This window comes from Mycolicibacterium austroafricanum (assembly GCF_000612725.1).
Classification (GTDB): Bacteria; Actinomycetota; Actinomycetes; order Mycobacteriales; family Mycobacteriaceae; genus Mycobacterium; species Mycobacterium austroafricanum.
Window position 1 is genome coordinate 491,639 of record NZ_HG964455.1, and the last position, 23,709, is coordinate 515,347.

The 23,709-nt window shown below is 67.8% G+C and carries 21 protein-coding genes; 9 read left to right on the top strand and 12 right to left on the bottom strand.

Going from position 1 to position 23,709, the window contains the following annotated elements; translation table 11 throughout:
• Window positions 1-17: 17 nt before the first annotated feature.
• The 3 genes from BN976_RS22445 to BN976_RS22455 are packed head-to-tail and all read left to right on the top strand — an operon-like array spanning window position 18 to window position 3,807.
• Window positions 18-1,223: an acyl-CoA dehydrogenase family protein gene (locus BN976_RS22445; protein ID WP_011779096.1), complete on the top strand. Its 1,206-nt coding sequence runs from the start codon at window positions 18-20 to the stop codon at window positions 1,221-1,223.
• Window positions 1,220-2,686 (top strand): aldehyde dehydrogenase family protein, encoded by a 1,467-nt coding sequence (locus tag BN976_RS22450; protein ID WP_011779095.1) that lies wholly within the window; start codon window positions 1,220-1,222, stop codon window positions 2,684-2,686. Before BN976_RS22445 ends, BN976_RS22450 begins: the two co-directional genes overlap by 4 nt.
• Window positions 2,683-3,807, top strand: a complete 1,125-nt coding sequence (locus tag BN976_RS22455) for a CaiB/BaiF CoA transferase family protein (RefSeq protein WP_036374057.1) — start codon at window positions 2,683-2,685, stop codon at window positions 3,805-3,807. The genes BN976_RS22450 and BN976_RS22455 overlap by 4 nt, the downstream gene beginning before the upstream one ends.
• Here BN976_RS22455 and BN976_RS22460 read toward each other — a convergent pair.
• The 9 genes from BN976_RS22460 to BN976_RS22500 all read right to left on the bottom strand — a co-directional run bounded on the left by BN976_RS22460 (window position 3,749) and on the right by BN976_RS22500 (window position 11,926).
• Window positions 3,749-5,254 carry a PucR family transcriptional regulator gene (locus BN976_RS22460; RefSeq protein WP_011779093.1) on the bottom strand — a complete coding sequence of 502 codons (1,506 nt, stop codon included), beginning with the start codon at window positions 5,252-5,254 and terminating at the stop codon, window positions 3,749-3,751. The genes BN976_RS22455 and BN976_RS22460 overlap by 59 nt on opposite strands.
• Window positions 5,251-6,090 (bottom strand): gamma-glutamyl-gamma-aminobutyrate hydrolase family protein, encoded by an 840-nt coding sequence (locus BN976_RS22465; protein ID WP_036374060.1) that lies wholly within the window; start codon window positions 6,088-6,090, stop codon window positions 5,251-5,253. The genes BN976_RS22460 and BN976_RS22465 overlap by 4 nt, the downstream gene beginning before the upstream one ends.
• Window positions 6,087-6,803: a gamma-glutamyl-gamma-aminobutyrate hydrolase family protein gene (locus tag BN976_RS22470; protein ID WP_011779091.1), complete on the bottom strand. Its 717-nt coding sequence runs from the start codon at window positions 6,801-6,803 to the stop codon at window positions 6,087-6,089. Before BN976_RS22470 ends, BN976_RS22465 begins: the two co-directional genes overlap by 4 nt.
• Window positions 6,804-7,520, bottom strand: a complete 717-nt coding sequence (locus BN976_RS22475) for an ABC transporter substrate-binding protein (RefSeq protein WP_011779090.1) — start codon at window positions 7,518-7,520, stop codon at window positions 6,804-6,806.
• On the bottom strand, window positions 7,517-8,902 hold the full coding sequence (locus BN976_RS22480) for a glutamine synthetase family protein (protein WP_036374064.1): 1,386 nt from the start codon (window positions 8,900-8,902) through the stop codon (window positions 7,517-7,519). The genes BN976_RS22475 and BN976_RS22480 overlap by 4 nt, the downstream gene beginning before the upstream one ends.
• A 6-nt stretch (window positions 8,903-8,908) precedes the next feature.
• Complete coding sequence (locus BN976_RS22485) at window positions 8,909-9,097, bottom strand: ferredoxin (RefSeq protein ID WP_011779088.1); 189 nt, start codon at window positions 9,095-9,097, stop codon at window positions 8,909-8,911.
• 12 nt (window positions 9,098-9,109) lie between these two features.
• Window positions 9,110-10,312, bottom strand: coding sequence for a cytochrome P450 (locus BN976_RS22490; RefSeq protein ID WP_036374067.1), 1,203 nt, complete (start codon window positions 10,310-10,312; stop codon window positions 9,110-9,112).
• 109 nt (window positions 10,313-10,421) lie between these two features.
• The gene (locus tag BN976_RS22495) at window positions 10,422-11,174 is read right to left on the bottom strand and encodes a PDC sensor domain-containing protein (protein ID WP_036374069.1); all 753 of its coding nucleotides are present in this window, start codon (window positions 11,172-11,174) and stop codon (window positions 10,422-10,424) included.
• The gene (locus tag BN976_RS22500) at window positions 11,171-11,926 is read right to left on the bottom strand and encodes a FadR/GntR family transcriptional regulator (RefSeq protein ID WP_011779085.1); all 756 of its coding nucleotides are present in this window, start codon (window positions 11,924-11,926) and stop codon (window positions 11,171-11,173) included. The genes BN976_RS22495 and BN976_RS22500 overlap by 4 nt, the downstream gene beginning before the upstream one ends.
• Window positions 11,927-12,080: 154 nt before the next feature.
• Here BN976_RS22500 and BN976_RS22505 point away from each other — a divergent pair, with 154 nt between their 5' ends.
• Entirely contained in the window at window positions 12,081-13,598 is a 1,518-nt protein-coding gene (locus BN976_RS22505; RefSeq protein WP_011779084.1) for an APC family permease, read from the top strand.
• Between the two features lie 10 nt (window positions 13,599-13,608).
• Complete coding sequence (locus tag BN976_RS22510) at window positions 13,609-14,970, top strand: aldehyde dehydrogenase family protein (RefSeq protein WP_036374072.1); 1,362 nt, start codon at window positions 13,609-13,611, stop codon at window positions 14,968-14,970.
• Window positions 14,971-15,025: 55 nt separating this feature from the next.
• Here the strand turns inward: BN976_RS22510 and BN976_RS22515 are convergent, their stop codons facing one another.
• Complete coding sequence (locus BN976_RS22515; RefSeq protein WP_235622107.1) at window positions 15,026-15,805, bottom strand: dihydrofolate reductase family protein; 780 nt, start codon at window positions 15,803-15,805, stop codon at window positions 15,026-15,028.
• 277 nt (window positions 15,806-16,082) lie between these two features.
• Here BN976_RS22515 and BN976_RS22520 point away from each other — a divergent pair, with 277 nt between their 5' ends.
• Window positions 16,083-18,020 (top strand): NAD(P)/FAD-dependent oxidoreductase, encoded by a 1,938-nt coding sequence (locus tag BN976_RS22520; protein WP_036374078.1) that lies wholly within the window; start codon window positions 16,083-16,085, stop codon window positions 18,018-18,020.
• 1 nt (window position 18,021) lies between these two features.
• Window positions 18,022-19,047 (top strand): alcohol dehydrogenase catalytic domain-containing protein, encoded by a 1,026-nt coding sequence (locus BN976_RS22525; protein WP_036374081.1) that lies wholly within the window; start codon window positions 18,022-18,024, stop codon window positions 19,045-19,047.
• On the opposite strand, the gene BN976_RS22530 is transcribed toward BN976_RS22525, so the two are convergent.
• Entirely contained in the window at window positions 19,037-19,408 is a 372-nt protein-coding gene (locus tag BN976_RS22530; protein ID WP_109489641.1) for a DUF4345 domain-containing protein, read from the bottom strand. The two genes, BN976_RS22525 and BN976_RS22530, sit on opposite strands and share 11 nt — an antisense overlap.
• 34 nt (window positions 19,409-19,442) lie before the next feature.
• Between BN976_RS22530 and BN976_RS22535 the strand changes: the two genes are divergently transcribed.
• Window positions 19,443-20,228 (top strand): AraC family transcriptional regulator, encoded by a 786-nt coding sequence (locus tag BN976_RS22535; RefSeq protein WP_036374316.1) that lies wholly within the window; start codon window positions 19,443-19,445, stop codon window positions 20,226-20,228.
• Window positions 20,229-20,260: 32 nt separating this feature from the next.
• Here the strand turns inward: BN976_RS22535 and BN976_RS22540 are convergent, their stop codons facing one another.
• Window positions 20,261-21,556, bottom strand: a complete 1,296-nt coding sequence (locus BN976_RS22540; RefSeq protein WP_036374084.1) for a PE-PPE domain-containing protein — start codon at window positions 21,554-21,556, stop codon at window positions 20,261-20,263.
• A gap of 161 nt (window positions 21,557-21,717) precedes the next feature.
• Here BN976_RS22540 and BN976_RS22545 point away from each other — a divergent pair, with 161 nt between their 5' ends.
• Window positions 21,718-23,025, top strand: a complete 1,308-nt coding sequence (locus BN976_RS22545; RefSeq protein ID WP_036367295.1) for an IS256 family transposase — start codon at window positions 21,718-21,720, stop codon at window positions 23,023-23,025.
• Window positions 23,026-23,709 lie beyond the last annotated feature (684 nt).

The window sequence follows — 23,709 nt, forward strand, 5'->3', positions numbered from 1 at the left end:
CACCAGGAGTTGACCCGATGACCACCACCGCAGCGCCCCAGAAGGCCGTCTACTCTCCGCTGGAACTGTTCGACACCGCACGGCTCCTCGATCACGACGAACGCGAGATCGCCGCCACCGTACGCAAATTCGTGGATACCGAGCTGAAGCCGAACATCGAGGGCTGGTTCGAGTCGTCCACCCTGCCCAGGGAACTGGGCAGGCGGTTCGGCGAACTCGGCGTGCTCGGCATGCATCTGGAGGGCTACGGGTGCGCGGGAACCAACGCGGTGAGTTACGGATTGGCGTGCCTGGAACTGGAAGCCGGCGACAGCGGGTTCCGCAGCTTCGTCTCCGTCCAGGGCTCACTGTCGATGTATTCGATCTACCGGTACGGCTCCGACGAGCAGAAGAACGAGTGGCTGCCGCAGCTGGCCTCAGGCGAGGCGATCGGGTGCTTCGGGCTGACCGAGCCCGATTTCGGTTCCAACCCCGCCGGTATGCGCACCCGCGCAAGGCGCTCTGGCGCCGGAGAAAACGCGGACTGGGTGCTCAACGGCACCAAGATGTGGATCACCAACGGCAACCTGGCCGATGTGGCGACCGTGTGGGCGCAGACCGACGAGGGCATTCGCGGGTTCCTGGTCCCCACCGACACACCGGGTTTCACCGCCAACGCGATTCACCGCAAACTCTCGCTGCGGGCGTCGGTGACCTCCGAACTGGTACTCGACAACGTCCGGCTGCCCGCGTCGGCGCAGCTGCCGGACGCCGTCGGCCTGAGCGCTCCCCTGTCATGTCTCAACGAAGCTCGCTTCGGCATCGTGTTCGGTGCGCTCGGCGCGGCCCGCGACAGCCTGGAGACCACCATCGCCTACACCCAGACCCGCGACGTGTTCGACAAACCGCTGGCCGGCTATCAGCTCACGCAGGAGAAGCTGGCGAACATGACAGTCGAGCTGGGCAAGGGCATGCTGCTGGCCATCCATCTCGGCCGCATCAAAGACGCCGAGGGCGTGCGTCCGGAACAGATCAGCCTCGGCAAGCTCAACAACGTGCGCGAGGCCATCGCGATCGCCCGCGAATGCCGGACCCTGTTGGGGGGCAGCGGGATCACACTGGAGTATTCACCGTTGCGCCACGCCAACAATCTGGAGTCCGTGCTGACCTACGAGGGCACGTCGGAGATGCACCTGCTGTCCATCGGCAAGGCGCTGACCGGCCACGCGGCGTTCCGCTCATGACGGGCCCGGCGTCGGTTCGGCATCTGATCGATGGTGAATGGCTACCGGGCGGCGGTGACGCGTTGGTCAGCGTCAATCCCGCCCGCCCCACCGTGGTGGTTGCCGAAGGCTCCTGTGCGGTGGCCTCAGACGTCGACGCTGCCGTCGGCGCGGCGGCCGCGGCCGCACCCTCCTGGGCCGCGACCGGGATGCACCAGCGCGGTGCCCGCCTTCTGGCCGCCGCGGAGATCGTGGAGCGCAACGCCGAACGGTGGGGCCTCGAGCTCGCCACCGAGGAAGGCAAGACGCGCGCCGAAGGCGTGGGTGAGGTGCGTCGCGCCGCACAGATCCTGCGGTACTACGGCAACGAGGGCGACCGCCAGGCCGGTGAGATCTACTCCTCCCCGCGGCCCGGTGAGCAGATCCTGGTGACCCGCAAACCGCTCGGCGTCGTCGGCGTCGTCACGCCGTTCAACTTTCCCATCGCCATCCCGGCGTGGAAGATCGCGCCCGCACTGGTCTACGGCAACACGGTCGTGTGGAAGCCGGCGAGCACCGTTCCGCTGCTGGCGCTCCGGTTCGCGGAGGCGCTGACCGACGCCGGCCTGCCACCCGGTGTGCTCAACCTGGTGGTCGGAGGCGCCGACATCGGCGACGCCATCGTGAACCACCCCGGCATCGACGGGATCACCTTCACCGGGTCGACGGGCGTGGGCCGCCGGATCGCGGCCGCGGCTGCCGCCCGCGGCGTGCCGGCACAGGCCGAGATGGGCGGCAAGAACGCGGCCGTGGTGCTCGACGACGCCGATCTCGATCTCGCGGTCGAGCAGGTGATGCTGGGAGCGTTCCGCTCCACGGGCCAGAAGTGCACCGCCACTTCGCGATTGATCGTCACCGCCGGGATCGCGGATGCGTTCTCCGAGGCGCTGCTGGCGCAGGCCCGCGCGCTGCGGGTGGGCGACCCCGTCGATGACGCGACCCAGATGGGTCCCGTGGTCAGCGACTCGGCGCAGCAGTCGATCACGGCGGGCATCGACACCGCCGTGACCCAGGGTGCCACCGTGCTGACCGGCGGGCGGCCCTACCAGGACGGCGCGCTCGCCGAGGGGTACTTCGTCGCACCCACGGTTGTCGAACTCGGCGCCGCGCCCGTCGACGTGTGGACCGACGAACTGTTCGGCCCGGTGCTGGCGATCCGGCGCGCCACCGACGCAGAGGAGGCGTTCGCACTGGCCAACGACAGCGAGTTCGGTTTGTCAGCAGCGGTCTTCACCCAGGACATGACGCGGGCGCTGCAGGCTGTCGAGCGGATCGACGTCGGAGTCCTGCACGTCAACTCCGAGTCGGCCGGCGCCGATCCCCATGTGCCCTTCGGCGGCGCGAAGAAGAGCGGGCTCGGACCCAAGGAGCAGGGCGGCGCCGCGCGCGAGTTCTTCACCCACACCACCACGGTGTATCTGCGCGGTGGTAGGGCGGGTTCGTGACCGGCGCGCTGGACGGCGTCGTCGTCGTCGACTTCAGCCGGGTGCTCGCCGGGCCGTACGCGACGATGATGCTGGGCGACTTCGGCGCCGAGGTCATCAAGGTGGAGCGCCCGGGCGTCGGCGACGACACCCGCCAGTGGGGCCCTCCCTATGATTCTTCCGGGGTGGCAACGTATTTCAATGCCGTCAACCGCAACAAGCGCTCCGTGGTGCTCGACCTGTCAACTCCGGACGGGCGTCAGCAGGCCCGCGACCTCGTCGCAGGTGCGGACATCGTCATCGAGAACTTCCGGCCGGGCACGATGGAGAGACTCGGGCTGGGCTACGAGGACCTGCGCGCGGTCCGGCCCGACGTCATCTACTGCTCGATCACAGGTTTCGGCCGCGGCGGCGGCGCGGCACTGCCCGGTTACGACCTGCTGGTGCAGGCGGTCGGCGGCCTGATGAGCGTCACCGGGACAGAGCCCGGTGACCCCACCAAGGCCGGGGTGGCGCTGGTCGACGTGCTCGCCGGACTGCATGCGCTCAGCGGGATTCTGGCCGCACTGCACCATCGCGACCGCACCGCGGAGGGGCAGCGCGTCGACACCGATCTGCTGTCGGTGCTGCTGTCGTCGATGGTCAACCAGGCCTCCGGCTTTCTGGGTGCGGGGGTGGTGCCCGCCATGATGGGCAACCGGCATCCCAGCATCGCGCCGTATCAGACGTTCGACACCGCCGACCGCCCGATCGCGGTGGCGGTGGGCAACGACAAGCAGTTCAGGGCGTTCAGCACCGCAATCGGACAGCCCGAGCTGGCCGACGACCCGCGGTTCGTCACCAATCCCGCGCGCGTCGCCAATCGTGATGCATTGTGCGCGTTGATCGTACCGGCATTGAAGGCACACGGGGCCGATCACTGGTATGCGAAGCTGACGACCGTCGGCGTGCCCGCCGGCCCGATCAACGACCTGTCCGAGGCGTTCGCGTTCGCCCGCGGCCTGGGCATCGACGCCGCGGTCCAGGTTCCCGGCAGTCCCGCACCGCAGGTCGCCAACCCGGTCACCATGTCGGCCACCCCGGTCAGCTATCGCAGCGGCCCGCCGGCGCTCGGCGATTCTCCAATAGCTGAAAAGCCCTGAGCGCCAGCCACAGTTGAGCTCGCGAATCGGCCGAGGTCAGATCGTCGCCGAGCAACTGGTGGATGCGTCGCATCCGGTTGCGCAAGGTGTGACGGTGGACGCGCAGCTCTGCCGCGGCGGCCTCCATCTGCCCGTTGTGGCGCAGAAAAGCCGCCAGGGTCGCGATGAGGTCCTCGTCGTTACCGGCCAGCGGATCCAATACCGCTGCCAGGAAACGTAATTCGCGAGAGGTGCGACCGTCGAGCACCGCCGCGAGCGGGCCGAGATCCGCGTACTCGGTGAACTCACCGACGGAGGAGTGCGCGGCTACGCGCGCCTGCTCCAGCCCTGTGCCGACGTCGGCCATCGGGACCACGCGGCTGGATCCCCCGCCGGGCGCGCCCCGACCGCGCAGCAGCGTGCGGATGCGCGCCCGACTCCCGTCCGCGGGCAGCACGATCACGATCTCCGTACCCGTCGCGGCCATCAGGTACGGCCCGGTGTCGGCCAGCGGTCGGCTCAGCTCCTCCTCTGCGGCCAGCACCGGGCCGATCCCGTGCAGGACGCTCACGACGACGTCACCGTCCGGCGTGAAACCGAAGTAGCGCAGCAGACCGTCGTCGACGGCGCCCCGGCCACCGAGAAGTTCCCGGGTCACCGCGGAGCGAAGCCGCTGTTCGGCATCCTGGACCCGGGCGGGCTTCTCCAACGCGATGGAGATCAACGAGACCGCATGCGAGACAAGCAGTCGCCCCGAATCGGAGAGCGGCCCGGCGGAACGCACCACCAGGTACCCGCGGACAGCCTGGGCGGCCCGCAGCCGCTGGATGGTCAGCAACGCGTCGCCGTCCGGGATGACCGCAGCGCCGCGATTCCGTGCCTGCCCCACGGCCTCCGACAGCGCCGAGATGAGCTGCGGGTCGGCGGTTCCGCCGGCCGCCAGATCCCTGCCGTCGGTGGAGACGGCGACGACGACCGCGGACAGGCATTCGGCCAGTGCGCCGACCACGCCGGGGATGCCGCCGCGCAACGTGGCTCGGGCCAGCACCTCCTGCTGGTCGACGACCCGCTGCACCGATTCCAGTTGGTCGGCCTTGACGGCGTCGATCACGACACGGGCGATCGCGATGAACGGTGTCGATGCCGGAACCCGGAGGACCGGAACACCGTGCTCGTCGCCGGCGGCGAGCACACCCGCGGGCACGGCGGTCAAGGTGGTGCCGGTGTCGACGGCCAACGCGGCCGTCCCGGCTGCCGCCAGGCGTGCGACGTAGTCGGCCTGGGCCGCGGCGTCGGCGCCGATGTTGATGCCCGTCGTCATCACCAGCTCACCGCCGGCGAGATACGGGGTCGGGTCGGCCAGCTCGATGGCGTGCGCCCACGCGATGGGACGGTCGGCGGCCTGCGCACCGGCAACCAGTGTCAGGCCGAGGTTCTCGTCCTGACAGAGGCTGCGCGCCGTGATCACCCCTGCGACGCTACCGCGGCCGTGTTCTCCCGGGAGCGCTCCGCGGCCGTGCTCTCCCGGGAGCGCTCCGCGGCCGTGACGAACGCACCGAACAGCCGCATCCGGTCCGCTTCGGGACCGTCGTCGTCCTCCGGGTGCCACTGCACACCGAGGTAGAACTTGTCCGGATCCTCGACTCCTTCGGTGATCCCGTCCAGCGCGCGGGCCGCCACCACGAGGCCACGACCGAGCGTGTCGACCGCCTGATGGTGTCCGGACCGTCCGATCACCCGGTCAGCGCCGAGGATGGAAGCCAGCCTGGTCCCCGGCATGATGTCGATCGGTTCGTCGACGAACTCCGGCTCACCCGGTGCCCCGTGATGCAGCGCATAGTCGACGATGTCGCCGATGATCGTGCCGCCGCGGGCGACGTTGAGCAGTTGGGAGCCTCGGCAGATACCGAAGATCGGCCGGCCGGCGGCCTCGGCCGCGGCGATGACGGCGAACGCGTCGCGGTCGGCACGCGCGTCGACCCCGTAGGACTTCGGATGCCGTGCGCCCCCGCCGTAGCAGGTGGGGTCGATGTCGCCGCCGCCGAGCAACAGAAGGCCGTCGAAGTCGGCTGCGGCAGAAGGATTTTCCAGCGTGGCGCTGGTGTCCCAGAGTTCGTAGGACGCACCGAGTTCGATCAGGGTGTTCAGCGCGACGCGGGTGAAGCGCCGGATCAAAGCGATGTCCTCGGCGCTGATGTCGGGGTAGTTCAGCGAGGCGAGAACACAGACGTGGGCGCGCGGGGTCTCCGGGGCGGGACGTTCCGGGATCACGTCCTGTCGGCGCACCCGGTCGACGGCGGTCATCTGCTCGATTCCTTTCGTTTGCGGGCGCGGTCCACCAGGTCGGCGAACAGCGCCGCGTCGGTGATGGAGTCGGCGTGGCGGTCCTCGGGGTGCCACTGGACGGCCACCACGTCGGCGCGGCGGTGCTCGACCGCCTCGATGACGCCGTCGGCGGCGAGCGCGCAGACCACCAGGCCCGGCGCCAGCCTGTCGACGGCTTGATGATGGTAGGACGACACGTCGATACTCTGCGTTCCCACGATGCCGTGCAACCGGGTACCCCGCTTGACGTGTACCTGATGGATGGCGTTGTGGTGCACGGTGTCCGTTTCGACGACGTGCTGGATCAGGGTGCCGCCGAGCGCGACGTTGAGGATCTGCATGCCACGACAGATCGCCAGGGCCGGCATGTCGAGATCGATCACGGCCCGGATGACACCGAGGTCGAACTCGTCCTGGAACGCCACGACTCCCGTCGTCTCTGGCGCGGGCTCCGCGCCGTAGCGCCGAGGTTCCACGTCGGCGCCGCCGGGCAGCAGCACCCCGTCGAAACGCGCGAGCCTGCGCGGCATTTCAGTCAGCGGGTCGGCCGCAGGCCCGTGCAGCACCACCGGCTCGCCGCCGCCCGCCCACACCGCCTCGCAGATCGCCTCTGCGGCCAGAGTCGCCGAGAAGCGCAGGATCGGCACCTGCGCGGCGCGGCGACCGACCACCGCCACCAGCGGTCGGCTCACTCAGTCCCCCGCGAACGGGTAGTCGAGGGTCGGCAGCCACTCCTCCCAGACCTTGCGCAACCGGCCGGATTCGATGAGCCGGCCCAGCGCCCCGTCGATCTCGGCGAGGGTGTCGGGCCGGTCCTTGGCCACTGCGATACCCCACCGGTTGCCGGTCTGGACGGTGAATGCCAGCTCGTAGTCGGGATGCGTGGCGCCCAGTGGGACGAACACGACATCGTCGTCGACCACGGCGTCGACCTCACCGGCCAGCAGCGCGGCCAGCATGTCGGCGTACACGTCGTCCGACCCCGCGCCGAAGGCGATCGGCTCAGCCCCGGTGAACGTCTGGGCCAGCGCCATATTGGTGCTGTTCTCGATCGCGGCGACCTTGCGTCCGACCAGGTCTTCCGGAGCATGGATGCCGGAGCCGCGCCGGACCAGCACGCCCTCGTGGAAGATCGCGTAGGGACGGGTGAAGTCGACCTGCGCCTGCCGCTCGGCGGTGATGCCCTGCCCGCACAGCACCGCGTCGGCGTCGCCGCGCTGCACGGCCGGGATCATGTCCACCCACGGCACCCGGACCCATTCGATCGGACGGCCCAGTTCGGCCCCCAGCACCTCGGCGACACCGGGTTCGTACCCCTGCCTGCCGTTCTCCGGGGTCCACAGCGAGAACAGCGGCGGCGCCTCGGCGTCCAGGCAGGCCAGTCTCAGCGGATTCGAAGGCCCGGTCACGGCGTGTCATTCCAATACATCTCGCGCTCCCATTCGGTTACATGTCCACAGAAACGAGCCCACTCATCGGCGTGGTAGTCGACGAGCAACGCCGAAAGGTCGGGGCCGAAAGCCTGATTCAGCACCTCGTCGGCCCGGAACGCGCTGATCGCCTCGCCCAGCGTCAGCGGCAGCGCGGGGAACCGCCCGTCGACCGGCGCGTCGTAGGACGACCCCTGAGTCGGCTTCCCGGGGTCGGTGGCGTTCTTCATGCCGTCCTCGCACGCCGCGAGGATCACCGCGTGGGACAGGTACGGGTTCACGGCGGCGTCGGGCAGCTTGTATTCGAGGCGGCCGACCGCCGACAACCGGACGGTGCAGGTCTTGTTGTCCAGACCCCAGTTGATCCGGGACGGGGCGAACTGTCCTGCGTCCCAGTATCGTTTGTACGAGTTCACCGTCGATCCGTTGATCAGCATGGCACCGGCAGAGTGCGCCAGCAGCCCGCCGAGCGCGTGCCGGCCGACTTCGGACAGATGCAGTTCGGTGACGCCGGGTTCGGCGAGGACGTTGACGTCGTCTCGCCACAGGCTGAAGTTGTGGTGGCACCCGTTGCCCATCATGCCGGTGGCCGGCTTGGGCATGAAGCTGGCGTGGATGCCGAGTTCACGGGCCACCTGTTTGCAGATCTGCCGGTACGTCGTGAGCCGGTCTGCGGTCAGATCGGCGCGGTCGTACATGAAGTTGAGTTCCACCTGGAACTCGTCCTCGTAATCCCCCTCGATCATGTCCAGGCCGAGCGCCTGCGCGTACTCCACAACCTTCTTGACGATCGGCCGGTTCCGCTCAAGGTGCTCGATGTGATAGGCGGGGCTGGACCCGGGCCGGAAATGGGCCTCCAACCCGTCACCCTGCCAGGTCATCTCGGGTTCACAGCCGGTGCGCAGCTCCAGCCCGGTCCGGTCGGTGAAGCCGCTGAGCATCCGGCGCAGCAATCCACGGGTGTCGCAGGCGAACTCGGCACCGGCACGTTCGGCGAGGTGATCCGGTTCGTAGAGCCGGCAGAACACCCGCGCGAAGCTGGTGTCCCACGGCAGCACCGCGAACGTCTCGAGGTCCGGGATCGCGGTGTATTCGGGCGCGTTCACCCCACCGGCCAGCAGCACGCCTTCGCGGGTGCCCTGCAGGTTGGCGATCGCGGTCTGGTGCTGTTGCACACCACGGATCGCGAGACGCTCGAAATGCCTTGCGGGAGCGACCTTACCGACGACCCGGCCGGTGACGGTGACCGCCTGGAAGTACACGAATTCGACGCCGCGTTCGGCGATGGTGGACAGCACTGCGGCGAGCTCCGGGCTGCCGGCATTCGCTTCGCGGTGCGTGTCGAGAGGGGTGATCGTCATGGGAGGTCAATCCTTGATGAAGATGGCCTGGGCGGGGCAGACGTCGGCGGCGTCTTCGACATAGCTGCGCTCCGAATCATCGGGATTACCGTCATACTCCAGGTGCCCGTCGTCATTGAGCGAGAAGACTGCCGGTGCGGCGATGACGCACTGGCCGTGGTCCTGACATTTCGCGAGATCTACGGTGACGTGCATTCGGTGTTCCTTTCAGGGGGCGGGCGTGAAGCCGATGGGTAGCGTGATCGGGCCGGTGTTGCCCGAGTCCGGCAGCCAGGTGGCGCCGGGGAGTTCGTGCGGGTCGAGCATTCTGCGGGCCAGCAGCGGCAGCGCCTCGCTCATATCGGAGCGCGCCACGAAGTGGCCCAGGCAGTGGTGGACGCCGCCCCCGAAACCGAAGTGCGGTTTGCGTTCTGCGGTGATGTCGAATCCGGGTTCGAAGACCCGCGGGTCGGTGCCCGCAGACTCGCTGTAGAGGTGCACCGTGGTACCCGCGGCGAGTTCCACACCTTCGTACTCGAAGTCCTCCAGCACCTCCCGGGTGACCCACCGCACCGTCGGGTTGACCCGCATGACCTCCTCGACGGCGTTGCCGCCGAGTTCGGGCCGCTCGGCGAGCAGCCGCCACTGATCGGGGTGCGCCATGAAGGTCTGCATGGCCAGGCCGAGCTGGTTGCGGGTGGTGTCAAAGCCACCGAAGATCAACAGCACCATGGCATCCCGCAGCTCGGTGTCACTCAACCGGCCGTCCTCGGGGCGAGATGCGTTGACCAGTGTCGTGACGAAGTCCTCCCGCGGGCTGGCCCTCCGGTCGGCGATCAGCTCGTCGCAGTACTCGTAGAGATGCGCCAGTGCCGCCTCGATCCTGGGCAGGTCGTCCAGGATGGTGACCCCGAGGGCGAGCCCGATCGTCGCCGACTCTGTGGCGATGACCTTCCATTCACTCTCGGGCAATCCGAGCATGATCGCGATGACGCGGGCCGCGTAGGGCTCGGCGAACTCGCCGACGAACTCGCATCGACCCGGTTCCGCGAAGCCGTCGATCAGCTCTGCGGCCAGCGCCTGAAATCTCGGGACGAGCCCGCCGATGAGCTTGTTGGAGAACGCGGGGTTCATCAGGCGCCGCAGCCGGTGATGCTCCTCGCCCTCCTTGTTCAGGATCCAGCCCGCGAACCAGTCGGCGAACGGGCCCTCGGTGACTCCGTTGTGGGCCGGCCACGCGGCGCTGCCCTGCCGCAACTTCGGATGCTTGAGCAGTCGGTTCACCTGCTCGTAGCGCAGCACGGCCAGGCCGTACTCCGTGGTCGCGTACCAGCTGCGCTCGCGGGCGGCATGTACCTCGGCCGAGGTGATCGAGAACCCCGGATCGGTGACTGCGAACGCTGGGACAGAACCGACAGTGGCCGACGACATCAGTGCTACCTCCGAGTGAGCGACCGAACAGTCACTAAATCCTCTAGAACTAGATGCTTAATGTCAACGGGTAGCGGCAAGTTGCCCGTTAAATGTCGGTAACGCGACGTTAAGCCTGCAGCCGAGACCGGTCAGTGTCGTTCTCGGGCCAGGCGATGGCCACCACCCAGCCGGTGCCCAGTGGCATCTCGGCGACGTCGCGGAAGGACGACGGATCAGCCGTCGAGCCGACCGCCGGCATGGCGGGCAGGCGGGATCCGACGAACCAGCGGGGCGTGTTCGCAGCGATGACCCGGCGCTCGGTGTTGACGACGACCGCGTCCTCGTCGGCCTGGCCCAGCACTTCCAGAAGCTTGCGCTCGACCTCGCCGACCACCAGATCGGCGCCCGCGATTCCCAGGAAGATTCCGTCGGCCACCACCGGGATCGTCGCGGTGATCGTGTACATGTCGGATCCGCTGTAGTCGACGTACGGCCCGTACGCGACCCGTGCCTGCCCGCGCTTGGCCAGTTGATACCAGTCCATCTGGAGGTAGTCGTAGACGTCGATGCTCGTCGGGTCGAAGTTGAGCCGCAGCCGCGCCACCCGGTCGTTGTTGCGTTGCCACCACGCCATATAGCGCTCCAGGCCGTCGACGACGAACGGTGCGGCGATGAAGCCCATGCCCCAGACGGCATGCTCCCGTTGCAGGCGTTCGGCGAGGCTGCGGTGCAAGGTGCTGAAATGCGCCTCGCTCAGGGTGGCCCGCGGCGGCAGGCACCGCAGCACCTCATCGGCGATCTGACCCAGCAACTCGTAAATCGGTTCGAGCGATCTCGACGCATCCTCGGCCAGCCGCCGGGCCGGCGATCCCGTTGTCATGAGGCTGATCCCGATGCGCTGAGTTCTCCGGTCGACAGGGCGAGGTTGATCGATGTGACGCGGGCGAGCTGTCCCATGACATGGGCTTCGGCGAGTCTGCGCGCCTCGTCCGCCATCTCCGAGGCGACCGCCGCGGCGATCGCGTGCTGTTCCTCGACATGGGCGGCCACGTCCAGCGAAGGCCCGATCGGCAGCCAGACCAGCCCGGCGGCCTCGGCCTGGAGGTTGGCCTCGCGCCGCGCCAGCCGCGCTGACTGCGACGCCATGGCCACCTGGATGTGGAAGCGGCTGTCGGCCCGGATGCGGTCACCCAGTGTGGCGGCCGCGCCGAGCTGATCGGTCAGGGCGAACAGCCGGCGGACCGCGTACGGCGCCGCACGCTCGGCCGCCAGTCGCGCCGCCTGCCCGGAGACCGCGGTGTGCTCGTCGAACAGGTCGCGCAGGTCGGAGGCGCTCATCGCCGCCAACCTCGCCGTCAGCTTGTCCACCGGCGGGCCCGCCGGGCGGCGCACGAACGACCCGCCGCTGCGGCCGCGCCGCGTCTCGACCAGTTCTTGTTCGCGCAGCGTCGCCAGGGCTTCGCGCACGGTCATCGGCGCCACCCCGAACTGGGCGGCCAGGTCGACCTCCACCGGGAGACGTTCACCGTCGTCGAGCAGACCGAGGTGAATGGCCTCGGTGATGCGCTGCACGATCTCGTCGGCACGGCCCACCGGCGCCTCGGCGGCAACGAGCGGCGACAACGACGACACCGGGGCTCCTCTCGCGTCCGTCCGGCAGGCCCGACGTCGGCAATCTACCCGAATGGAGACCAATTCTGCCGTTTCTGTTGCCGCTTAAACAATAGGACTGTAGTTTTTCGCTCACTCGGGTTCCTGCACGTACCCGCCAGCAGAAAGCAGGCTGATGTCAACTACGCAACCCACCTCGGACGCCCGCGGCCGCAATGAGGGCGATGGCTTCTACGACTTCCACGACAAGGACGACGCTGCACACCTGCACGCACTCGGGTACAAATCTGAGTTCAAGCGGGACATGAGTCCGTGGGCCAACTTCTCACTGGGCTTCACCTACCTGTCCCCTGTCGTCGGCATCTACACCCTGTTCGCGTTCGCCCTGGCGACCGGCGGGCCGCCGATGATCTGGAGCCTGGTGATCGTCGGCGTCGGACAGTTGCTGGTCGCGCTGACGTTCTCCGAGATCGTTGCGCAGTTCCCCGTCGCGGGCGGCGTCTACCCGTGGGCACGACGGCTGTGGGGGCGCCGGTACGCCTGGATGACCGGGTGGGTCTATCTGGTGGCCCTGCTGGTCACCATCGCGTCGGTGGCCTACGGATCCGGTCCGTTCATCGCCGCCACGTTCGGCATCGACGCCACGGTCAACAACGTCATCGCGTTCTCCCTTCTGTTGCTGGCGGTGGCCACGGCCATCAACTTCATGGGCACGAAAGTCCTTGCCAAGGCCGCGATCATCGGATTCAGCGCGGAGATCATCGGCGCGCTCGTCGTCGGTGGCTGGCTGCTGATCGCGCACCGCGAGCACAACATCGGGATCATCTTCGACAGCTTCGGCGCCGGCGGTGACGGCGACTACATGTGGGCGTTCGCCGCCGCGGCGTTGATCGGGCTCTACCAGTACTACGGCTTCGAGGCGTGCGGTGACGTCGCCGAGGAGGTCCCCGACCCCGGCCGGCTGATCCCCAAGGCGATGCGCCGCACCATCTACATCGGCGGTGCCGCAGCCACTTTCGTGTGCCTGTCGCTGATCCTCGCCGTCGCAGACATCCCCGCCGTGATCGCAGGCGAAGACACCGATCCGGTGAGCACCGTCCTCGGTGAGGCCTTCGGTCCGGTGGGGTCCAAGATCATCCTGGTCATCGTCCTGATCTCGTTCCTGTCGTGCGCGATGAGCCTGCAGGCCGCCGCGAGTCGGCTCGCGTACTCGTACGGCCGTGACGAAATGATCATGGGCAGTTCGCTTCTCAAGAAGTTCTCACCGACGCGCCACGTCCCGCCGTATGCGCTGTTGTTGGCCGCCGTGGTGCCCGCCGTGATCATCGTCGGGTCGAAGTTCTCCACCGACGCGATCACCAAGATCATCAGCTTCGCCGCACTGGGCATCTACATCGGCTTCCAGATGGTGGTTCTGGCCGCGCTCCGGGCACGCCTCAAGGGTTGGGTGCCCAGCGGGAAGTACTCCCTCGGCAAGTGGGGCCTGGCCGTCAACATCGCCGCCCTGGTGTACGGCGTCACGGCGATGATCAACATGGCGTGGCCGCGGACCCCCGACGCACCGTGGTACGACAACTGGATCGTGGCGCTGTCGGCCGCGGTGGTCATCGGAATCGGCCTGGTGTACATGGTTGTCCACCCTCTGCACGACAAGAGCACCGCACCGTACGCTGACGCCATCCCCACCAAGTGAAGGGCACGTCTTGACCGCCACACAGCCGCCGTACCGAACTTTGAACCCTGCGACGGGTGAAGTCCTGGCCACGTTCGACACCGCAACCGACGACCTGATCGCCACGGCGATCACGGCGGCCGACGACGCCTACCGGGCCTGGCGGGAGCAGCCGTTGGAGGCCAGGGTCGACGTCGTCCGTCATGTCGGCCGGCTGTTGCGCGAGCGCGCAACGGAACTCGCCGAGCTGGCGAAACTGGAGATGGGCAAGAAGCTCGACGAGGGCACCGGCGAGGTGGAGTTCTCCGCGTCGATCTTCGAGTTCTACGCCGACCACGCAGCGGCACTGCTGGCCGATCAGCGCATCCCGTCGTTCTCCGGCGGTACCGCGGTGGTGCAGCGCCGGCCGGTCGGAGTGCTGCTCGGCGTGATGCCGTGGAACTTTCCGGTATATCAGGTCGCCCGGTTCGCAGCGCCGAATCTGGTTCTCGGCAACACGATTCTGCTCAAGCATGCCGAATCGGTGCCGCAGTGTGCGCTGGTGATCGCCGACGTCATGCGCGACGCCGGTGTGCCGGAAGGGGTGTACACCAATCTGTTCGCCTCCTTCGACCAGGTGGAGACGATCATCGGCGACCCCCGCGTGCAGGGGGTGTCGGTGACGGGGTCCGAGCGCGCCGGCGCGGCGGTCGCCGCGACGGCCGGCCGGTCGTTGAAGAAGTGTCTGCTCGAGTTGGGTGGTTCGGACCCGTTCATCGTTCTCGACGGGGATTCGAAGCAACTCGCCCGCACCGCGTGGGAATTCCGCGTCTACAACATGGGGCAGGCGTGCAACTCGAACAAGCGGATGATCGTCACCGATGACCTGTTCGACGACTTCGTCGCCGAACTGGTCACTCTGGCAGGCGATCTCGCTCCTGCCGAGATCGCGCCAATGTCGTCGCGCAAGGCCGCCGAGACGCTGGCCGCGCAAGTCGCCGACGCCGTCGACAAGGGCGCGACCCTGCACGTCGGCGGCGACCTCGCGGAGGGGCCGGCGGCGTTCTACACCCCGGCCGTCCTCACCGGCGTCACCCCCGACATGCGGGCCTACAGCGAGGAACTGTTCGGGCCCGTCGCCGTCGTCTACCGCGTTCGCGACGAAGAAGAGGCCATCGCACTGGCCAACGCTTCGGCCTACGGACTCGGCGCCTCGGTGTTCAGCACCGACACCGCCCGCGCCGAGAAGGTGGCGCAACGCCTCGAAGCCGGAATGGTCAACGTCAACACCCCGGCGGGGGAAGGCCCCGACATCCCCTTCGGCGGGGTGAAACGATCGGGCTTCGGACGTGAGCTGGGCGCGCTGGGCATCGACGAATTCGTCAACAAGCAGGTCTACGTCGTCGCAGACTGAGTACTCGGCGCGGGGTCAGGTGGCGTCGGCGCCGCGGGTGGGCAGCTCAGGAAGATCACTCGCGGCCGGAGACCGAGTAGCGCAGCAGAACCCGGCCCTGCGAACGAATCTCGGCTGAGGTCAGTTCCAGCTGGGTCGGCACCCCGTCGACCGGCAAGTCGGGTGCGGTGAACAGCGTGGGTGTGGTTTCTCCGCCGATCGCGATCGGAACGACCTCGACTTCGATCTCGTCGACCAGTCCGGCCCGCAAAAGCGCGCCATTCAGTTGGCCTCCACCGGTCGACAGAACGGTCTCGGCGCGGAACTGATCTCGAATCAGGCGCAAGGCTTGCTTCAGGTCAACCCGGGATTCACCCGCGACCAGGTACGGAATCTCTTCTCGCCGTAGATACGACAGATATTCCGGGGGTGTCGCGGTGGAGACCAGAACGAGGACGTGCCATCCTGCCCAATCCTCGCCCGGAAACTGCTTGTACAGCCATCGAACTCGCCCCCGACTGTCGGGGACGGTCAGCCAGCCGTTCGTCGCGGCGGCGACTGCCTTCTCGGGAAGGTAGTTCTCGAGCAGAACCTGCCGCGTCTCGGTGGCTGGTGGAAGCGGGGATGGCTCGTCGGTGTCCCGGACGAACGATCCGCTGCCCTCCAGGATGACCGTCGGTTCATGTCGCCGCTTGACGTCTGCGTAGGTCGAACCGGGAAGTACGGGCCACCTCTCGTCCATCATCAGCAGCAGCCGCGGTGACACGGCAATTCGTCCGTCGACCGATGCCGAGTTGTGGGTGACGACCCAGGGGCGCCCGTTGCCGGACACTGTCGACCTTCCGGGTTCGCCCATGCGTACGACATTACGGTGACGCCCGCCCCGCCCACTGAGGAGCGCTCGCATCACGAGAAGCGGCATCTGCCGACGTGGCGTCTGCGGCGAAGGCAGGTCCACCCCAGGTAGGTGACGGTGAATCTCCCGGCTGATTCGCACCGTAATCACGAACGGTGCGCGACGATGACCCGGACAGCTCGGCGAAGTCTCCCAGATTGAAATCGACAAGGGATTGCGCGACCGGCCGCGCCGGAGATACGTTACGCAGCGTAGCGTATTCGACGAGAGGAAACCGATGACCCGGACGTTCCACGCCGGACAGCGTTTCTCCACCACGACGGACGAGATCGCCGCCGCACTGGAACAGGTCAGCGTCCCGACGCTGTTGTTGTCGATGGTGCACATCACCGGCGACCCACGCTTCATCCGCGACTTCGCGCAGGCCGGCTTGTTCCTCAACGAGGTTCAGGGCTTCATGAGCGAGGACGACAAGGCCCGCGCCCGCGCGGCGGCGCTCCCCGCGATCGTCGACTACCGCGACCGGGGTTGCCCGCCTCTGGCTCCACTCCCCTCCGGACTCATCAGGGAGATGCTCGACTCGGCGGCCGCCGAACCGGTCGACGACGACAACCTGGCCCTGGTGCTCGAAGAGCTCGACCTCGACGGCGCCGATCCCCGCCGGCCCGCGGCGCTGGACCCGGGACGTGCCGCCGGCTTCCCGGTGATCGTCGTCGGCTGCGGCGAATCCGGCATCCTCGCCGGTTTGCGCCTCCAGCAGGCCGGTGTGCCGTTCGTGATCGTCGAGAAGAACGGCGGACCGGGCGGAACATGGTGGGAGAACACCTATCCCGGGGCCCGGGTCGATGTCGCCAACCACCTGTACTGCTACAGCTTCGAGCCGAGCAACCACTGGCAGCATTTCTTCGCCGAACAGCCGGAACTGGCCGCCTATTTCGACGAGGTGATGAACCGCCACGGACTGCACCCCCACGTCCGGTGGCGCACGGAGGCCGTCGGCGCCGTATGGGACGAGGACACGGCGACATGGGCGGTGACGGTGCGGTCCGGTGAGCGCACCGAGACACTCACCGCACGGGCGGTGATCAGCGCGGTCGGTCAACTCAACCGGCCGAACTGGCCGGACTTCCCCGGCCGGGACACGTTCTCCGGAGCTGCTTTTCATTCCGCCGCGTGGGATCATTCCGTCGAGATCGACGGCAAGCGCGTCGCGCTCGTCGGCGCAGGGGCGAGCGGATTCCAGATCGCACCGGCGATCGCCGACAAGGTCGAGCGTCTGGAGGTCTTCCAGCGCACCGCGCAATGGATGTTCCCCAACCCGATGTACCACGACCGCGTCCCGGACGGAGCACGCTGGGCGATGGAGCATCTGCCGTATTACGCGCGCTGGTACCGCTTCCTGCTCATGTGGCCCGGCGCGGACAAGGGCCTCGACGCCGCGCGCGTCGACCCCGCATACGCCGATCAGGACAATGCGGTCAGTGAGATCAACGCCATCGCCCGGATCATGTTCACCGACTGGATCACCACCCAGGTCGGTGACGACGACGCGCTGCTGGCGAAGGCCCTGCCCGACTATCCCGCGACCGGCAAGCGCACGCTGCAGGACAACGGCAGCTGGCTGGCCACGCTCAAACGGCCCAACGTCGATCTGGTGCGCACCCCCATCGCCCGGGTCACGCCGCAGGGGATCGTCACCGAGGACGGTTCGGCCTACGACGTCGATGTGATCGTCTACGCCACCGGTTTTCGCGCGACCGATCTGCTGCTGCCGATGACCGTCACGGGCCGCGACGGCGCCGACCTGCACGGCGAGTGGGGCCGGCGCCCGTTCGCCTACCTCGGCATCACGGTGCCGAAGTTCCCGAACTTCTTCATGATCTACGGGCCGGGCACCCATCTGGCGCACGGCGGCAGCCTGATCATGCACTCCGAACTGCAGATGCGTTACATCAATGCCTGCATCGAACACCTGGTGGCCACCGGGGCCCGGTCGATGGAGCCGCTGCCGCAGCCCACCGAAGCGTGGCACCGGCGGACCCAGGAGAAGATCACGCAGACCGTGTGGGCCCATCCGGCGGTCAAGCACTCCTATTTCAAGACCGCCGACGGGGAGATACACACGGTGAGCCCGTGGCGGCTCTGCGAATACCGCGCCGCCCTGCAGGATCCCGACTGGTCACACTTCCGGATCGACACGGACGGGACCGCCTGAGATGCGCGCGGTCGTCATCGACAGTGAACGTCGGATCCGCGTCGAGACGCGGCCCGATCCGCAGCTGCCCGGACCCGACGGCGCCATCGTCGAGGTGACGGCCACCGCGATCTGCGGGTCGGATCTGCACTTCCTGGAAGGCCACTACCCGATCGACCAACCGGTGTCGATCGGTCACGAAGCCGTCGGGGTGGTCGTCGAAACCGGCACTACGGTCGCCGGATTCAAAGTCGGCGACCGGGTGCTGGTGTCGTCGGTGGCCGGCTGCGGACGTTGCGCGGGGTGCCGGACGCAGGACCCCGTGAAGTGTGTGCAGGGCCCGCAGATCTTCGGCTCGGGTCTGCTCGGCGGGGCGCAGGCGGACCTGATGGCGGTGCCGGCGGCGGATTTCCAGTTGCTCGCGATCCCCGACGGTATCGACACCGAGCAGGCGCTGCTGCTGACCGACAACCTCGCCACCGGGTGGGCCGCCGCCAAACGCGCCGACATCCCGGTCGGCGGGACCGTGGCGGTGATCGGCGCGGGAGCTGTCGGCCAATGCGCCCTGCGCAGCGCGTACGCACTCGGCGCGGCAACGGTTTTCGCCGTCGACCCGGTCGCCGCCCGACGGGACCGTGCCGCGGCGGCAGGCGCGCGGGCGGTCCCGGCCCCCGCCGCGGCAGCGATCTTGGAAGCCACCGGCGGGCTCGGCGTCGACTCGGTGATCGACGCGGTCGGGACCGACACGTCGCTCGACGACGCGTTGGCGTGCGTGCGCACCGGCGGAACGGTGTCGATCGTCGGCGTGCACGACCTGCAGCCCTACCCCCTGCCCGCGCTCGTCTGCCTGCTGCGCAGCCTGACGATCCGGCTGACCACCGCCCCGGTCCAGCAGACGTGGCCCGAACTGATCCCGCTGCTGCAGGCGGGGCGACTCAGCGTCGACGGGATCTTCACCGGCGCACTGCCGCTCGACGATGCCGAGCGGGCCTACGCCGCGGCGTTCTCCCGATCGGCCGAGCACCTCAAGGTCCAGCTCATGCCGTGACGTCGACCGACATGAACAGCGCCGCCGCCGCCACCGCTTCGACGATGAAATAGAACCAGTTCGGATAGAAGGACGTCCGGCCGTCCACGGCGGAGGCCAACCGTCCGAGCGCCATTCCGGCGAGTGCGGCCGCGACCGTCACCAGCACACCAGGCCGCAGGGCCGGGTCGGTGATCGCGACGACTAGGACGGCCGCGATCGCCAAGCCGAATCCGCCGTAGACGGCCCTGACCTCGGATCGCGCCGCGGCCGAACCCAGCGCGACATCGAACGGCGCGAGCATTCGGGCGGGGGCGGCCATCGCGTAGACACCCATCCCCGCGAAGAACACTGCTGCCACGACTATGACGGTGATCGTCACGGTAGCCTCACTTTCACTGCTTCAGGAGGACACCATGACAGCAGCCACAGCCGCACCGCTTCCACAAACCTGCTATCCGGCCGTGTGGTTGTGGCCTGGACACGTCGTCTACGCCGGCCCGGCGCTGAACCTGGAGCCGCATTCCGGATCGGTGTGGTGCCTGGTGGTCGGTGCCGACGAACCCGTCACCGTCACCGCCGGCGGACATCAGGTGGTGGCACGCAGCGTGCTGGTGCCGCCGCGGCTGGTGCACCACCTCGACACGCACGGGGGCCGGCTGGTGTCGTGCTATCTCGATCCGTCGTCAGGTCGCGCCTCGGCCTGCCGTGACCAATGTGAGCTCGCCGCAGCAGGTCTGATGACCGGCCATCCCCACGAAGCCGCGTTGACCGCACTTCCGACGGACGACGATTCCGCCGGTCGTTGGCTGGATCTGGCCGCCCCCGCCCCGCGGACGCGGTCGGATCCGCGCATCGCCGAGGCGGTCCGGCGCATCACGGCCGACCCCGCGGGGGCTCCGTCGTCGCGCCGACTGGCCGCCGAGGTCGGACTGTCCGAATCGCGGTTCCTGCATCTGTTCCGCCAGGAGTCAGGCACCAGCCTGCGCCGGTACCGGCTGTGGATGCGGCTGATGCGGGCCGGCGCCGCGGTGAGCTCCGGAGCGAAACTGACCGACGCGGCGGCCGAAGCGGGATTCGCGAGCCCGTCACATCTGGCGGACCGGTTCAAATCCACGTTCGGTCTGACCGCGACCGATCTGATCAGCAGCGGCGCAGTGCTGCGCAAGATGGGTGACAGACCACGAAGCCCCGGCGAGTAGCCGTGGCTTCGCGTGAGCGTATTCCGGTGCGGCTACTCCGAATCCGAGGAGCCGGCCGATCCGGTGTCATTCGACACGTAGTCCGACGGGGACTCTGTTTCGGTGGATTCCGTGAGATCGGCACCCGCCGGCTCGGCCGCGTCGTCCGCTACCACAGGCACGTCGGCGCCCTCCGGGGCCGGGGTCTGCTCACCGTCGACGTCGGTGACATCGGCGTCGTCGTCAGGTGCCTCCTCGACCGCCTCCTCGAGGACCGGGGCGGCCCCGTCGGTGTCGGCCTGCTCGACGGGCTGGGTGACGGCCTGCTCGACGGGCTCGGTGACGGCCTGCTCGACGGGCTGGGTAACGGCCTGCTCGACGGGCTCGGTGACGGCCTCGGCCGGTGACTCTTCGACGACGGCGGCCTGATCGGCGACCACCGCAGGGGCTGCGGCGACCAGTGTGCTCAAGGCGCCGGCGGGAGGAGCGTCGTTGCGGCTGTACGCCTTGTCGATCTTGGCCTTGAGTTCGGCTTCCTTGGCCGCCAGACTCGGGAATAGCTGCACCAGAGGCAGTTTCGCGGTCGGCACCAGGTAGCTGGTGGTGGTGCCACCCTTCGAGTTGACGTCGACCGTGATGTTCTCGGCGGGCACCTTGGACAGATCGGCGAACATCACCGGCACGTGGACGTAGATCGACCCGGCGATCGCGTTCGCCACCGCGAGAGCGTTCCACCAGCGGTCCGGAAAGTCGGCCAAGCCGTCGTATTCGCCCGTCACCACCACGATGTCGTACTCGGTCTCGGGAGCCGGCTGGTAGGTGTAGTCGAACTTGGAGTTGTATCGCGTCCGGTTGATCAGCTTCTGGCGGCTGGAGTCCGCCACCACGATGAAAGTGATCTGATCCTTGTCCGGAGCGTCGGCGTCGGCGGCCAGTTGGCGCAGCACCTCGTTGACGACCAGCGAGCCGGCGGACAAGCCGACCACGGTGACCTTCTCGCCGTCGACATAGTTGCCGTTGGCGTCCTTGCCGAGCCGGCCGAGGGCGGCGTCGATCTGCGCGTTGAGGTTGGTGATGCCGATGTCGATCGACGCCCCCAGCGTCAGATCGTCCTTCCCGGTCCACGGTGCCGCCTCGGCAGGCCAGTTGACGCTCACCCGCTGCTGATTCTTGAGCGCGCCCCCGAGGACCTGGCCCATGACCACGTCATGCATCGACGACGTGGCGATACCACCGATGACAAGAGCCGAGCTGCTGCCCCACGCCGAGGTGGCGGTGGAGGCGGCCAGCACGGCCGAAGCAAACGCTGCACCGCATGCGAGTCCGGCTTTTCGCACACCGATCTTCATGAAACTCCCAGTTTGACGCGATGGTTCGACTCGCCGGGACCCGGGAGGTTGTCCCGTTCTTCGTGGAATTTGAGGTGACGGTCCCTCACCTGAGGCCTGCCTGATGGTAGGTCTTCGGGTGAACCGCCAAGTACACCTCGAAGAAGGAGTAAGGGACCGCCATGAAGACCGTACCTACTGTTCGTCTCGCTGACACGATCGATGCTGCCGCTCTGCCCGAGTTGCCGGAGGAGATCGCGCTGGCGATGACCGATATCGCCGATGCCGCGCGCGAAGGGCTGATGGCGATGAGCGTGGCCGCCGGGATGGCGGTGATGGCCGCGATGTTTGAGGCCGAGATCACCGAGATTGCCGGACCCAAGGGCAAGCACAACCCGGATCGCGCCGCGGTGCGCCATGGCGCCGAGAAGGGATCGGTGACTCTTGGCGGTCGCCGGGTGCCGGTCGAGCGGCCGCGGGCACGCACCGTCGAGGGCCATGAGGTGCCGTTGACCAGCTACGCCCACTTCGCTGCTGACGACCTGCTGACTCAGGTGGTGATGGAGCGGATGGCCGCCGGGGTGGCCACTCGCCGGCACGCCCGCACCGCCGAGCCGGTCGGCGAAAAAGTCAGCGGCACACAGAAATCCACTTCGAAGTCGGCGATCTCGCGTCGATTCGTCAAGCAGACCGAGACCGCGCTGGCCGAGTTGATGAGCCGCGACTTGGCCGGCGAGGACATCAAGGTGCTCATGCTCGACGGGGAGCATATGGCTGGCCGGTGCGTGGTGGTGGCGCTGGCGATCACCGCCGACGGCACGAAGAAGCCGGTCGGGTTGTGGGACGGCTCCACCGAGAACAAGACGGTGGTGTGCTCGCTGTTGGCCGATCTCGTTGAGCGTGGCCTGCGCTTCGATGACGGACTGCTGGTTGTCTGCGACGGGGCCAAGGCATTGGCCGCCGCGGTGCGTGAGGTGTTCGGCGCCAAGGCTGCGATCCAACGATGCACCCTGCACAAGCGTAGGAATGTCGCCGATCACCTGCCCGATAAGGAGCAGGCCTGGGTGGATGCCAAGCTGGTCAAGGCGTTCGGCCACCCTGACCCCCACACCGGGCTAGCCAATGCCAAAAGCCTTGCTGCGCAACTGGAGAAGAACTATCCCGGCGCGGCCGCGTCGCTGCGCGAGGGGCTGGACGAGATGTTCACCGTCGCCCGTCTGGGCATCGACGGCCGGCTCGCCAAAACACTGACAACCTCCAACCCAGTCGAGTCGATGATCTCGATCGCGCGCACCACCAACCGAAACGTCACCCGCTGGCGCGACGGGCAGATGGTGCTGCGCTGGACCGCAGCCGGCATGCTCAACGCCGAGCGAGCCTTCCGCCGCATCAAGGGCCACAAGCAGATGCCCCAGCTCGTAGCTGCCCTACATCGACACGCCCACCCCAAAACCGCCGCCGGTACCGAAGCTGTCGGTGCCGCCGCCTAGAGTTCACCATGGATCGTCACCAAGAATCCACGAGACTCGGGACATGCTCGGACCCGGCGCCAGGGAAGCATAGGAGACGTAATGCGCTCCGCGCCAGCAAAACCGGGAGATTCCTAATTGACGCAGTCGTAGCAAACGGCTGGAACTTCGCTACCTGGATGACTGCAATTCATATCGCCGACGCGACGACCGGCACCTCGCCAGCGCACCGGCTCGACTCGCGCATTGACATGCCACGCCATACACCGGATCCCAGGTTCTGACCATGGGAGAACGCACCGGAGTCACCAGCGTGGCCGCCGCCATCGGATCATTGCCAAATCAGCGCCTCGGCTAATAATTGTTAACGGCCCAAAGATACCGCCATAGCACACTGTCTAAATCCCATTGGTCACTCCAGTAACAGAGGGCGGCGCCGCGGTGCGCGCGGTAGGCCCGCGCGCAAGGGTATTGACGCGTAAGCAAAGTTATGTAGAAGGTGCAGCAAACCGAGCGGCGCGGCAGCCCTCACGTGTTTCTTCAACCCGGATTCCACTGCGGATCGACGCGTTGTCCCGCCGGGAAGACGGTGCAGCCCCTATGCTCACGGGACCTCAAGTGAGGGAGCCGATCATGATCGAAGTTGCGGCCGGTGGTACGGAACGCACCGGGTTCCGCCTCACTGATACGACCACGCCCAGCCCT